Origin of the sequence: Streptococcus sp. k-628, assembly GCF_013277475.1 — a bacterium.
Classification (GTDB): domain Bacteria; phylum Bacillota; class Bacilli; order Lactobacillales; family Streptococcaceae; genus Streptococcus.
In genome coordinates this window covers 1-12,165 of record NZ_VMMZ01000061.1, presented here as the reverse complement: position 1 = coordinate 12,165, position 12,165 = coordinate 1, and the positions used below count along the sequence as shown (strand labels likewise).

The 12,165-nt window shown below is 36.4% G+C and carries 13 protein-coding genes and 3 pseudogenes; 10 read left to right on the top strand and 6 right to left on the bottom strand.

Going from position 1 to position 12,165, the window contains the following annotated elements; all coding sequences use genetic code 11:
• Positions 1-197 precede the first annotated feature (197 nt).
• A pseudogene (locus HT730_RS10555) lies at positions 198-380 on the top strand (hypothetical protein); the annotation flags it as partial.
• 23 nt (positions 381-403) lie between these two features.
• Complete coding sequence (locus HT730_RS07695; protein WP_173307255.1) at positions 404-871, top strand: 8-oxo-dGTP diphosphatase; 468 nt, start codon at positions 404-406, stop codon at positions 869-871.
• Here HT730_RS07695 and HT730_RS07690 read toward each other — a convergent pair.
• Positions 868-936: pseudogene (locus tag HT730_RS07690) on the bottom strand (DNA-binding transcriptional regulator); the annotation flags it as partial. The gene HT730_RS07695 and the pseudogene HT730_RS07690 sit on opposite strands and share 4 nt — an antisense overlap.
• A 144-nt stretch (positions 937-1,080) precedes the next feature.
• Between HT730_RS07690 and HT730_RS07685 the strand changes: the two are divergent.
• The 7 genes and pseudogenes from HT730_RS07685 to HT730_RS07655 all read left to right on the top strand — a co-directional run.
• On the top strand, positions 1,081-2,055 hold the full coding sequence (locus HT730_RS07685; RefSeq protein WP_000207600.1) for a LacI family DNA-binding transcriptional regulator: 975 nt from the start codon (positions 1,081-1,083) through the stop codon (positions 2,053-2,055).
• Positions 2,055-2,966, top strand: a complete 912-nt coding sequence (rbsK, locus tag HT730_RS07680; protein ID WP_023940188.1) for a ribokinase — start codon at positions 2,055-2,057, stop codon at positions 2,964-2,966. Before HT730_RS07685 ends, rbsK begins: the two co-directional genes overlap by 1 nt.
• Entirely contained in the window at positions 2,941-3,339 is a 399-nt protein-coding gene (rbsD, locus tag HT730_RS07675) for a D-ribose pyranase (protein WP_000759835.1), read from the top strand. Before rbsK ends, rbsD begins: the two co-directional genes overlap by 26 nt.
• A 13-nt stretch (positions 3,340-3,352) precedes the next feature.
• Positions 3,353-4,831 (top strand): sugar ABC transporter ATP-binding protein, encoded by a 1,479-nt coding sequence (locus tag HT730_RS07670; protein ID WP_173307254.1) that lies wholly within the window; start codon positions 3,353-3,355, stop codon positions 4,829-4,831.
• Between the two features lies 1 nt (position 4,832).
• Positions 4,833-5,777 carry a ribose ABC transporter permease gene (gene rbsC, locus HT730_RS07665; protein WP_023938584.1) on the top strand — a complete coding sequence of 315 codons (945 nt, stop codon included), beginning with the start codon at positions 4,833-4,835 and terminating at the stop codon, positions 5,775-5,777.
• A gap of 103 nt (positions 5,778-5,880) precedes the next feature.
• Positions 5,881-6,846 carry a substrate-binding domain-containing protein gene (locus HT730_RS07660; protein WP_000691495.1) on the top strand — a complete coding sequence of 322 codons (966 nt, stop codon included), beginning with the start codon at positions 5,881-5,883 and terminating at the stop codon, positions 6,844-6,846.
• 77 nt (positions 6,847-6,923) lie between these two features.
• Positions 6,924-7,064, top strand: a pseudogene (locus HT730_RS07655) (NUDIX hydrolase); the annotation flags it as partial.
• Here the strand turns inward: HT730_RS07655 and HT730_RS07650 are convergent.
• The 5 genes from HT730_RS07650 to coaB form a co-directional block, all read right to left on the bottom strand.
• Entirely contained in the window at positions 7,061-7,576 is a 516-nt protein-coding gene (locus HT730_RS07650) for a transcription repressor NadR (RefSeq protein ID WP_000159189.1), read from the bottom strand. The pseudogene HT730_RS07655 and the gene HT730_RS07650 sit on opposite strands and share 4 nt — an antisense overlap.
• Positions 7,577-7,587: 11 nt before the next feature.
• Positions 7,588-8,115, bottom strand: a complete 528-nt coding sequence (locus HT730_RS07645; protein WP_173307252.1) for an ECF transporter S component — start codon at positions 8,113-8,115, stop codon at positions 7,588-7,590.
• A gap of 176 nt (positions 8,116-8,291) precedes the next feature.
• The gene (locus HT730_RS07640; protein ID WP_000747412.1) at positions 8,292-8,855 is read right to left on the bottom strand and encodes an ECF transporter S component; all 564 of its coding nucleotides are present in this window, start codon (positions 8,853-8,855) and stop codon (positions 8,292-8,294) included.
• Complete coding sequence (gene coaC, locus HT730_RS07635) at positions 8,839-9,390, bottom strand: phosphopantothenoylcysteine decarboxylase (RefSeq protein ID WP_173307251.1); 552 nt, start codon at positions 9,388-9,390, stop codon at positions 8,839-8,841. The genes HT730_RS07640 and coaC overlap by 17 nt, the downstream gene beginning before the upstream one ends.
• 11 nt (positions 9,391-9,401) lie before the next feature.
• Positions 9,402-10,091 (bottom strand): phosphopantothenate--cysteine ligase, encoded by a 690-nt coding sequence (coaB, locus tag HT730_RS07630; protein WP_173307250.1) that lies wholly within the window; start codon positions 10,089-10,091, stop codon positions 9,402-9,404.
• A 232-nt stretch (positions 10,092-10,323) separates the two neighbouring features.
• Here coaB and HT730_RS07625 point away from each other — a divergent pair, with 232 nt between their 5' ends.
• The gene (locus HT730_RS07625) at positions 10,324-11,994 is read left to right on the top strand and encodes a formate--tetrahydrofolate ligase (RefSeq protein ID WP_173307249.1); all 1,671 of its coding nucleotides are present in this window, start codon (positions 10,324-10,326) and stop codon (positions 11,992-11,994) included.
• Positions 11,995-12,165 lie beyond the last annotated feature (171 nt).

Sequence of the window (12,165 nt, the reverse complement as noted above, 5' to 3'; positions counted from 1 at the left end):
TTTATGTTTTTCTTTTGATAATTGGGAGCCAACTAAAGTTCTTATACTCAATGAAAATCAAAGTGCAAACTAGGAAACTAGCCGCAGGTTGCTCAAAACATTGTTTTGAGGTTGTGGATAGAACTGACAGAATCAGTATTATATACCTACGGCAAGGCGAATCTGGCGTGGTTGGCTCTTTGATTTTCGAAGAGTACTACTTTTGGTTTTCGGCATTCTTGCTTTGTCAATCATTCCGAGTTCAGCCATTTCCATTAATATAGACTATCATATACAAAATAAAGAAATTATCATTGTCAGAGGTTTTGTGGCAACATCATGAATTGATCAATTCCTGTATCATGAAGTCAGAAGTAAAATACAACGAAGATATGTTTTAATAACTTAGAAAGCGAGTAAATTTATGTCCCGTTCCCAATTAACGATTTTAACAAATATCTGTCTGATTGAAGACCTCGAAACTCAGCGCGTGGTTATGCAGTATCGCGCTCCTGAAACCAATCGTTGGTCCGGTTATGCCTTTCCAGGAGGCCATGTAGAAAATGGCGAGTCTTTCGCAGAGTCTGTCATTCGTGAAATCTATGAAGAAACAGGGTTGACTATCCAAAATCCTCAACTTGTCGGCATTAAAAATTGGCCACTAGATACAGGTGGGCGCTATATTGTCATTTGTTATAAGGCGACTGAGTTCTCTGGTACCCTTCAATCTTCAGAAGAGGGAGAAGTTTCTTGGGTGCAAAAAGACCAGATTCCACACTTGGATCTGGCCTATGATATGTTACCCTTGATGGAGATGATGGAAGCTCCCGACAAGTCAGAGTTTTTCTACCGCCATCGTACAGAAGATGGCTGGGAAAAGAAAATCTTCTAGTCTTTTACTAAATAACCAAGCTGATCCAAGGCCTCCTCGATATAGTGGAGGTCTTGTTGTGTTTCCTGTATAATAGTAATAATAGATTTGGAAAAAATATATGTACTCTGAAATAAATTTAAAATATTTTTAGAAAAGTATTGACAAATCAAAAGAAAACGTTTACTATAGAATAAGGGAACGGTTCCACAACGTAAGAAGGAGGAATGATGACTACAATAAAACAGGTTGCTGAAGAAGCTGGAGTATCAAAATCAACGGTTTCAAGATATATATCAAAAAAAGGTTATGTTGGAGATGATGCGAGAGAGAAAATAAAAAATGCGATTAAAAAATTAAATTACACACCAAATGTATTAGCACAATCTTTGAAAACTAAAAAAAACCAAATGGTAGGACTCTTATTACCAGATATTTCAAATCCCTTCTTCCCAAGATTGGTTCGAGGAGCTGAATCATATTTGAAAGATAAAGGTTATAGAATTATGGTTGGTACGATTTCAGACCAAGAATCTTTGAGTGAATATGTTAACTTACTGTTAAAAACAAATGCTGCTGGAATTATTACTACACATGACTTCACAAAAGAATATCCAGATTTATCATTACCTGTTGTTGTGGTTGACCGGATTAGTAAAGATACAGGTTACGGTGTTTTTTCTGATAATCAGTCAGGTGGTCGTTTGGCTGCTGAAGCAATCTGTAATGCAGGTGCTAAACAAGTTCTGATTATTAAAGTTTTAGATGATAAAGCCGAGAATATCGCGGAACGGTTTGAAGCAAGTTTAAACTATTTGAGGAATAAATCTTTAGAAATTTGTATTGAAGAAAGTGAAACGTTTGACTTTGAAAAAATTCAAAAAGAAGCTAAAGAGAATCTAAAAAGAAATCCAAATATCGATAGTATTATAGCACCTTCTGATATTCATGCGATAGCTTATATTCATGAAATTTTAGCAATTGGTAAAAAAATTCCAGATGATATTCAAATCATTGGTTATGATGATATTGTACTTAGTCAATTTATTTATCCTTCTTTATCAACTATTCACCAATCATCATATAAAATGGGAGAACAGGCTGCAAAACTAATCTATAATATGGCAAATAAGTTCTCTATAGATGAAGCTAAAATTAAACTACCTGTTAGATACGTAGAAAGAAATACATTAAGGAGAAAGTAATGAGTAAAATTGTTGTTGTTGGAAGTATTTCAATGGACTTAGTTATGAGAACAAAAAGGATTCCAGAAGGAGGTGAAACGATTTTTGGGGATTCGTTTAATATAGTTCCAGGTGGAAAAGGTGCAAATCAAGCTGTAGCTATTGGTAGATTATCCAGTGTAGAAGATAATATTTACATATTTGGAAACGTCGGAGAAGATATTTTTTCAGCAGATTTACTAAGTAATCTGCAAAATAATAATATTTCTACAGAACATGTGGGAACGGTACCACAATTTACAGGAGTTGCACAAATTACTTTATATGGAGGTGATAATAGGATTATTTATTATCCCGGAGCGAATAATTTAGTTAAAACAAATGATTGGAAAAATGAGTGGGAATTGATTAGTGATGCAAGTATTGTTGTATTACAGAATGAAATACCACATGAAGCCAATCTATCTATAGCTAAATTTTGCCAAGAAAATAAAGTTAAGGTGCTTTACAATCCTGCACCAGCTAGAGAAACAGATATAGAGATGATTCCTTTTTGTGATTTTATTACTCCTAATGAGCATGAATGTTCAGAGCTTTTTCCAGATAAGAAATTAGAAGAAATTATTAAAATTTATCCTAATAAAATGATTGTGACATTAGGAGTTGAAGGTTCCATTTATTATGATGGGGCAGTAGTTCAGAAGATTCCTGCTATAAAAGCAGAAGTAGTTGATACTACAGGAGCAGGAGATACATTTAATGGTGCTTTTGCTTATGCTATCTCAAAAGGAAAAGAGATGAATGTTGCATTGTCCTTTGCAACAATTGCTTCACATCTTTCTGTTCAAAGATTTGGAGCGCAAGGAGGCATGCCGAGTTTGAAAGAAATAAAGGAGCATTCAGGATATGAAGAAATATGGGATTTTAAATAGTAATATAGCAAAACTAGCTGATGATTTAGGTCATATGGATTTGGTTTGTATCGGAGATTTAGGATTGCCAGTTCCAAAAGGTGTTGATAAAATTGATTTAGCATTAAGAAAAGGTAGTCCAAGTTTTTTAGAAGTTTTAAAAGAATATTCAGATCATGTACTTATTGAAAAAATTTTCTTAGCAGAAGAAATTAAGGAAAAAAACAAAGAACAGTGGCAAGCAGTTCTAGATCTTTTAGGATCGAATATAATTATTGAATATATTAGTCATGAAGAATTGAAAGCTATGAATACTAAAGTTAAGGCAGTTATTCGCACTGGGGAAGATACACCATATTCGAATATAATCTTGCAATCAGGAGTTATTATTTAGAAGGGGGTTGCCTATGAAAATTGAAATGAAGAACATTTCAAAATCTTTTGGGAATAATCGTGTTTTAGAAAGTATTGATTTGGTTCTTAATTCAGGAGAAGTTCATGCTTTAATGGGAGAGAATGGTGCAGGCAAATCAACCTTAATGAATATTTTAACTGGACTTTTTCCAGCTACTTCAGGAACTATTTTTATTGATGGAAAAGAAAAAACATTTTCTAATCCTCAAGAGGCAGAACGGTTTGGACTGAGTTTTATTCATCAAGAAATGAATACTTGGCCAGATATGACTGTACTTGATAATCTTTTTTTAGGAAGAGAAATAAAAAATTCGATTGGGTTTTTAGATAAAGCTAGTATGGAAAGGAAAGCTAAAGAAGCATTTAAACGTCTTAATATCTCTATTCCTCTTGATGCAATCATTGGTCAATTATCAGTCGGACAACAACAAATGATAGAAATAGCAAAATGTTTATTATCAGAAGTTTCCTTGTTAATTATGGATGAACCCACAGCAGCTTTAACTGATCGTGAAACTGAAACACTTTTTAAAGTGATAGAAGGATTAAAATCTGATGGTGTAGGTATTGTGTATATTTCACATCGGATGGAAGAAATCTTTAAGATTACAGATCTTATAACTGTTATGAGGGATGGGTTTGTAATTGATACCAAGAAAACGAAGTTAACTAATGCGGATGAATTAGTTCAGAAGATGGTAGGTCGTGAATTAGAAGATTATTATCCAGAAAAAAAGGCTGAGATTGGGAATGTTGTTTTTCAAGCTAAGAATCTTTCTGGTGATGCTTTTACGGATATTTCTTTCTATGTACGTCAAGGGGAAATTCTTGGTTTTTCTGGTTTGATGGGTGCTGGTCGTACTGAAATAATGCGAGCAATTTTTGGAATTGATTCTTTAAAATCTGGTCAAATTATAATAAACGAAGAACAACTGATAATTAAAAATCCTTTTGAAGCAATTAAGCATGGAATTGGTTTCTTAACAGAAGATCGTAAAGATGAGGGATTGATTTTAGATTTTTCTATTAAAGATAATATGACTTTACCTAGTACTCGTGATTTTGTTAAAAATGGCATTTTCGATAATAAAACAAGTGATATATTTGTACAACGTTTAATAGATAGGCTACGAATTAAATCAGGTTATCCAGATAAGGAAGTTGGAACACTTTCTGGTGGTAATCAACAGAAAGTAGTTTTAGCAAAATGGATAGGTATTGCTCCAAAAGTACTGATTCTAGATGAGCCAACTCGTGGGGTAGATGTTGGTGCTAAGCGTGAAATTTACCAATTAATGAATGAATTGGCTGAACGAGGTGTGCCGATTATTATGGTCTCTTCAGATTTACCAGAAGTGATCGGAGTCAGTGATCGTATTATGGTCATGCATGAAGGAAGAATTAGTGGAGAATTAACACGTCAAGAAGCTACACAAGAAAAAGTTATGCAACTAGCTACAGGAGGACAATAGTGTGAAAAATACTATGAAGTATATGTCAGAATTGACAACAGTAATAGCATTGATAATTTTAATGGCTGTCATCACTATTATCAATTCAAATTTTTTAACAGCAAATAATCTGTTAAATTTACTATTGCAAGTAACATCAAATGCACTGATTGCTTTTGGAATGACTTTTGTTATTCTAACAGGTGGAATTGATTTATCAGTTGGATCAATTTTAGCCTTGTCCAGTGCGCTAACCGCTGGCCTATTAGGATCTGGAATGCCTGTTACGTTAGCAATTCTCATCTCTTTAATTTTGGGTTGCATTCTGGGGATGATGAATGGGTTATTGATTTCCTACGGGAAATTAGCTCCATTTATCGTCACTTTAGCGACTATGACTATTTTTAGGGGTGCAACACTTGTTTATACAAATGGGAATCCTATTACAAAAGGATTAAGTGATACATTCTTATTTCAATTTTTGGGGCAAGGTTACATAGTCGGAATTCCATTTCCTGTAATTATTATGTTTATTGTATTTATTGTTTTATATGTTTTACTTCATAAAACAGCATTTGGTAAATCTGTGTATGCTATAGGGGGGAATGAAAAAGCAGCATATATATCAGGTGTGAAACTAAATAAAGTGAAAATTATCATTTATTCAATTTCAGGTATGATGGCTTCAATTTCTGGATTGATTATAACATCACGCTTAAGTTCTGCTCAACCAACAGCAGGTGCTAGTTATGAAATGGATGCTATTGCAGCTGTTGTTCTTGGGGGAACCTCATTATCAGGAGGTAAAGGTCGTATACTGGGGACCTTAATAGGTGCTTTAATTATTGGGGTTTTGAATAATGGACTTAATATTATCGGTGTGTCAGCATTTTGGCAACAAGTAGTAAAAGGAGTTGTAATCTTAATTGCTGTTCTGATTGATCGTTTTAAAGTTGTAAAACAGTAGAATCATTTTCAATTTTTTTGGAAATAGCAACAATTTATTAGATGACGAACAATAGTCGGGATGGAAACTATCCCTATAGATATATATTACGAGGAGTAATAACATGAAAATTATTAAAAAAATTAGCATTTTTGCTTTGTTTGTAACATTTATTTTTGCTTTAGTAGCTTGTGGAAAAACTGGTTTAGGAAATTCATCAAATGATAATAAATCTACGACTCAAAAGTCGGCAAAAGAATTAAAATTAGGAGTTTCTATTTCGACTACTAACAATCCCTATTTTGTGGCTATGAAAGATGGTCTTGAAAAAGCTGCAGGAGAAAAAGAAGTAACTTTGAAGATAGCAGATGCACAAGATGATGCTGCTAGACAAGCAGATGATATTCAGAATTTTATTAGTCAAAATGTAGATGCTTTACTAATTAATCCAGTTGATTCTGATGCAATTGTTACATCTATTAAAGCTGCTAATAATGCAAATATTCCAGTAATTTTAATTGACCGCGGTAGTAATGGTGGTGAAGTCTTGACAACTGTTGCTTCTGATAACGTAGAAGCAGGTAAAATGGCTGCCGAATTTATTACCAAGCAATTGGGAGAAAAAGCAAAAACTTTTGAATTATCAGGAGTCCCTGGTGCTTCTGCAACAGTAGATAGAGGTAAAGGATTTGAACAAATTTCAAAGACAAATTTAGATGTTCTTTCTAGTCAATCTGCTAATTTTGATCGCGCAAAAGCTTTGAATACAGCGCAAAATATGATTCAAGGAAACAAAGAAGTACAAGCAATCTTTGCACAGAATGATGAGATGGCGTTAGGAGCTGCACAAGCAGTAAAAGCAGCTGGTCTTAGCAATGTATTAATTGTTGGTATTGATGGTCAACCAGATGCACATGACGCTATTGCAAAAGGTGATATTACTGCCACTATTGCTCAGCAACCAGCTAAGATGGGTGAAATCGCTATTCAATCAGCAATAGATCATTATCAAGGGAAAAAACTGGAAAAAGAAACAGTTTCTCCAATTTATCTTGTGACTAAGGATAATGTTGATCAACATAACTGGTGATATATTTTTAGTAAGCAAGTAGTTGTTAATTTTCATTCAATGTGGTTTTTAAATATCATTGTTACTATTTGAGATATTGGATTCAAAAAGACCAGATTCCAAACTTGGATCTGGCCTATGATATGCTACCCTTGATGGAGATGATGGAAGCTCCGGACAAATCTGAATTTTTCTACCCTCGTCGTACAGAAGACGATTGGGAAAAGAAAATTTTCTAATCCTTTACTAAATAACCTAGCTGATCCAAGGCCTCCTCGATATAGTGGAGGTCTTGTTGTGTTTCGGCTTCGACTAGGTGGTAATGGATGCCATCTGTCAATTCAGACAGAGGTCTAAAATCTGAATGCTCGACTTGTTCTAGAAAATGTTGCACATCTCTACGACAAGACAGTTTCAGCAAGGTTTCAATTTCTCCATAAACGGGATGGTCAATCAAGGTATTCTGAACACGTCCACCATTATCTACGATAGCAAGGAGTTCTTGACCGATTTCTTCAACTTCATGTTTCACTTTGAAAAGTTTGTGGACGTATGGATTGACATCAACTTGCTTATAGACGTAGCCACGATTAGTGGATAGGATAGGAGCGCCATCGGCTCTCAAAATTGCAATGTCCTGCACAATGACCTGACGTGTGACATGAAAATGTTCCGCCAAACTTTGGCCATTGAGGGCTTTAGGAGCTTCTTTCAAGAGTTGGAGCAGGGCTTGTTTGCGATCTTTTGTCATAGTTCTTCCTTTTAACGGCGTTTTCGAAGCACTTTATAGACAGCTAGTGCTAATGTATAGTCTACCATACTATGGATAATTGTGCCAAATCCAACTAGCACAAAGAGAACATAAAACATATTTTCTACATTAGTACCAGAAGTGGCGTAAAAAACGACACAGGCTAATACTTCAGCAAGGGCATGAACGACAGCTAAAACAAAGTTGAAAATCCAGGAAGCTTTTGGTTTATCTAGGGTTTCGGGGAATTTTTGTAGGTAAAGAGCCCCCAAAGTCCCAAAAAAGATATGGGAAAAAGCTCTAAAAACGATAACCATGGGATAGCCAGCCATCAAAAAACCAAAACTAGAGGCTAGGATAACAAAAACTGCCATCAAGGGCGACAAGAACATGGCAATAAAAATAGCGATGTGGCTCCCCAGAGTGTAAGAAGCAGGTGGAATGACAATCTTGAAAGGCATAACAATTGGAATCAAAATCGCAATAGCCGTTAAAAGGGCTGTCATTGTCATAAATTGTGTCTTTTTCCGTGTATTCATAAGAATCTCCTTTTTAACTGTATATACACTAGTATAGTACTATAAACAAGACAATAAAGCAAGGATTTACTTGGGTTTATAGGTCATTTTTTAGTTGAAAGTTAGTAAAGATTTCACTAAAAAGAAACTGTATAGAGCAAAATCTCCACCTTCAAGCATGAAAGCGGAGATTGTTTTTATTTCTTCAAAGTTTGTAGTCGTGGAACTATAGCTAGGGTTAGAACTGCGGAAATGACTAATTCAGCAATGGAGTTTGTTGAGATAACGGTTGCTAAGAGTTTTTGTATATTACCATCAAAGACATTTCCAAAAAGGTAGAAAATTCCACCGAGTACAAAGACTGTGTTGGTAAGTGAACCAAGGGCACCAGCTAAAATCAGACCAGTCTTGTTTTTCATTAGTTTATAGACCAGATACGGAGTTAAACCAATCAAAATACGTGGGACAATGGCAATGATAGCTGAGTAGATGTTTCCGTTTGGTACAAATGGAGAGAAGAGGTAGCTTGTCGGTAGAATTGTAATCGTGTTAACTGTCAAGCTAAGTAGCCCCATCAAAAATCCAAGTGTAACCCCAACTCGTGGACCGTAGATAATGCTGGCAATAATGACAGGAATATGAACAATGGTCGGTTTGATTGGAAATGGAAAAAGGTTAAAGATAAGCGAGCTCAGAAAGTGTATCACGAGCATGGTTGCAAAGAAGATAGCAATGGGTGCAATATTAGAGCGTTTTTTCATCGAGAGTTTCCTTTATTCTTTCTAAAATAATTGTGAGGTCAGCTAAAGCTCCTCGTCCATGGTCTCCACAAGCTAGTAGGGATTCTTTTGGAGCAATCAGCTGATAGCCGTAGGTTTCTAATGTTTTCAGATTAGCCTGAGTTGCTGGATGGTCATACATTTTTGTATTCATTGCTGGTGCGATGAGTTTGGGAATATGACTTGGCAAGGCTAGAGCTGTACTGGTTACCATGTTGTCTGCAAATCCGTGGGCTAGTTTTGCAATAGTGTTAGCTGTTGCAGGGGCCATGATGAATAGATCAGTTTCTTTTCCAAGTTCGATATGATTAACCTGTTCAGGATAGGGTTCCTTCATGACATCCAAGTGGACAGGATTCTGTGATAAGACCTGTAGTGTCAAAGGTTGGATAAACTCTGTAGCGGCCTGAGTCATTAAAACCGTGACTTGATGACCTTGTTTTTTTAGAGAACTGACTAAATCTGCCGACTTGTAAGAGGCGATTGACCCTGTTACAGCCAAGAGAATATGTGCCATATCTTTCCTTTCTAAGAATGGTAGGCTTGAATTTTTTCAAGGAGGAGTTCTGCAATTTCTTCCTTAGTATTAACTGATTGAAGTTGATTTTTCTCAACAAAGATAGCACGATGCTTGTCTGTTGAAATTTGAGTCTGGTCATTTGCAATGATTAAGTCTGCTTGGTTCTTGATAAGACTGTTTCTAGCAATGTCAATTAGATGATTTTCAGATACATCAACTAGTAGTTTAAAACCAATCAGATGAATAGCAGGATTCCATTCCTTGACTAGAGAGATGATCTTGGGTGTTTTTTTCAGGAATAAAACCTGAACCTCATCAGTTGAAGAAATCTTAGCCTGATGATTCTGCTTGCTTAAAAATTCTTCTAGATTGGAGCTAGCCTGAACTTCCTCAAGTCCTGTCATATAAACAGAAGTGTAGTCGGACACCGCCATTGAGTGAATCAAAATCTGATAATCTGCAACCCGTTCTTGCATTTCTAGTAGAAGGTCCTTGGTATTGGTAATTTCTCGAATGCTTAGATTAGGGTGAGCTTCTGGCTTCTGAGCTCGTTTTGTCGTAATTAAACAAACTTCATGCCCTGCAGCAAGCAAGGTTTCTGTGATGATTTTCCCCAAGCGACCTGTAGAATGGTTAGTGATAGAGCGGACGCTATCGATAGCTTCACTGGTACCGCCCGATGTAACTAAAATTTTCATAGCACTATTGTACCAAAAAAAAAATAATAAGCAAAAGAAAGCGCTTGAATATATATAGAAAATAAAAATAATCTACTATAGTTTAAAACTATAAAGCCATATAAAATTTAAGAAAGGACTTTAAAAACCTTAAAAACAGGGATATTTACGAACGTTTAGAGAGTTTTGGGATGTTAAAAATCTTGTTTTGTGTTATAATGAATTATCATATAAGAGGTTAGAGGAGTTTTGAATGAAAACAGATATTGAAATCGCACAGAGTATTGAGTTGAAGCCCATTGTTGATGTTGTAGAGAAGCTTGGAATTTCTTACGACGATTTGGAGTTGTATGGAAAGTACAAGGCTAAGCTTAGCTTTGATAAAATTCGTGCAGTTGAGAGCAATCCAGTTGGGAAATTGATTTTGGTTACTGCCATCAACCCAACACCTGCAGGTGAAGGAAAATCAACTATTACCATTGGTCTTGCGGATGCCTTGAACAAGATTGGCAAGAAAACCATGATTGCTATCCGCGAACCATCTCTTGGTCCAGTAATGGGGATTAAGGGTGGTGCTGCAGGAGGTGGTTACGCTCAAGTTCTACCAATGGAGGACATCAATCTCCACTTTACTGGGGATATGCATGCCATTACAACTGCCAACAACGCCCTTTCTGCCTTGATTGACAACCACTTGCACCAAGGAAATGAGTTGGAAATTGACCAACGTCGTATCCTCTGGAAACGTGTAGTGGACTTGAATGATCGCGCTCTTCGTCACGTGACGGTTGGACTTGGTGGTCCTCTAAACGGTATTCCACGTGAAGATGGCTTTGATATTACAGTTGCTTCCGAAATCATGGCAATTCTTTGCTTGGCAACAGACATCGAGGACTTGAAACGCCGTTTGGCTAATATCGTTATTGGTTATCGTTACGACCGTACACCAGTTTCTGTAGGTGATTTGCAGGTTGAAGGTGCCTTGGCTTTGATTTTGAAGGATGCTATTAAGCCAAACTTGGTTCAGACAATTTACGGAACACCTGCCTTTGTACACGGTGGTCCATTTGCCAATATTGCTCATGGATGTAATTCAGTCTTGGCAACAAGCACAGCCCTTCACTTGGCTGATTACACAGTTACTGAAGCTGGTTTTGGTGCAGACCTTGGTGCTGAAAAATTCCTTGATATCAAGACACCAAACTTGCCAACTTCTCCAGATGCAGTAGTTATTGTCGCAACCCTTCGTGCCCTTAAGATGAATGGTGGTGTGGCTAAAGACGCTTTGACAGAAGAAAACGTAGAAGCTGTTCGTGCCGGTTTTGCCAACTTGAAACGCCACGTTGAAAATATCCGTAAATTTGGAGTACCTGCAGTCGTAGCTATTAACGAATTTGTCTCTGATACAGAAGCTGAAATTGCAGCCTTGAAAGAACTTTGTGCTTCAATCGATGTACCAGTTGAATTGGCTAGTGTCTGGGCTGATGGTGCAGAAGGTGGAGTAACTCTTGCTGAAACTCTTGTCAAGACTATCGCTGAAAACCCATCTAACTATAAACGTTTGTATGACAATGACCTTTCTGTCCAAGAAAAGATTGAAAAGATTGTTACTGAAATCTACCGTGGTAGCAAAGTGAACTTTGAGAAGAAAGCTCAAACACAAATCGCTCAAATTGTTCAAAACGGTTGGGACAAATTGCCAATCTGTATGGCTAAAACTCAATACAGTTTCTCAGACAATCCAAATGCACTTGGAGCACCTGAAAACTTTGAAATTACCATTCGTGAATTGGTACCAAAATTAGGTGCAGGCTTTATCGTTGCCCTAACTGGAGACGTGATGACTATGCCGGGTCTTCCAAAACGACCAGCAGCTCTCAACATGGATGTTGAAAGCGATGGAACAGTTCTAGGCTTGTTCTAATAGTTTAATTGAATTTAAATGAGTTTGGGAATACTATCCAAGCTCATTTTTTCTCAGACTGCAAGCAGTTCATCAATAAGAATTATACTCTTCGAAAATCTCTTCAAACCACGTTAGCGTCTCCTTGCCGTAGGTATATGATACTGACTCTGTCAGTTCTATCCACAACCT

Coding starts and splice junctions, on each gene's coding strand:
- HT730_RS07695 (WP_173307255.1), top strand. CDS start 404: ATGTCCCGTTCCCAATTAACGATTTTAACAAATATCTGTCTGATTGAA.
- HT730_RS07685 (WP_000207600.1), top strand. CDS start 1,081: ATGACTACAATAAAACAGGTTGCTGAAGAAGCTGGAGTATCAAAATCA.
- rbsK (WP_023940188.1), top strand. CDS start 2,055: ATGAGTAAAATTGTTGTTGTTGGAAGTATTTCAATGGACTTAGTTATG.
- rbsD (WP_000759835.1), top strand. CDS start 2,941: ATGAAGAAATATGGGATTTTAAATAGTAATATAGCAAAACTAGCTGAT.
- HT730_RS07670 (WP_173307254.1), top strand. CDS start 3,353: ATGAAAATTGAAATGAAGAACATTTCAAAATCTTTTGGGAATAATCGT.
- HT730_RS07660 (WP_000691495.1), top strand. CDS start 5,881: ATGAAAATTATTAAAAAAATTAGCATTTTTGCTTTGTTTGTAACATTT.
- HT730_RS07650 (WP_000159189.1), bottom strand. CDS start 7,576: ATGACAAAAGATCGCAAACAAGCCCTGCTCCAACTCTTGAAAGAAGCT.
- HT730_RS07645 (WP_173307252.1), bottom strand. CDS start 8,115: ATGAATACACGGAAAAAGACACAATTTATGACAATGACAGCCCTTTTA.
- HT730_RS07640 (WP_000747412.1), bottom strand. CDS start 8,855: ATGAAAAAACGCTCTAATATTGCACCCATTGCTATCTTCTTTGCAACC.
- coaC (WP_173307251.1), bottom strand. CDS start 9,390: ATGGCACATATTCTCTTGGCTGTAACAGGGTCAATCGCCTCTTACAAG.
- coaB (WP_173307250.1), bottom strand. CDS start 10,091: ATGAAAATTTTAGTTACATCGGGCGGTACCAGTGAAGCTATCGATAGC.
- HT730_RS07625 (WP_173307249.1), top strand. CDS start 10,324: ATGAAAACAGATATTGAAATCGCACAGAGTATTGAGTTGAAGCCCATT.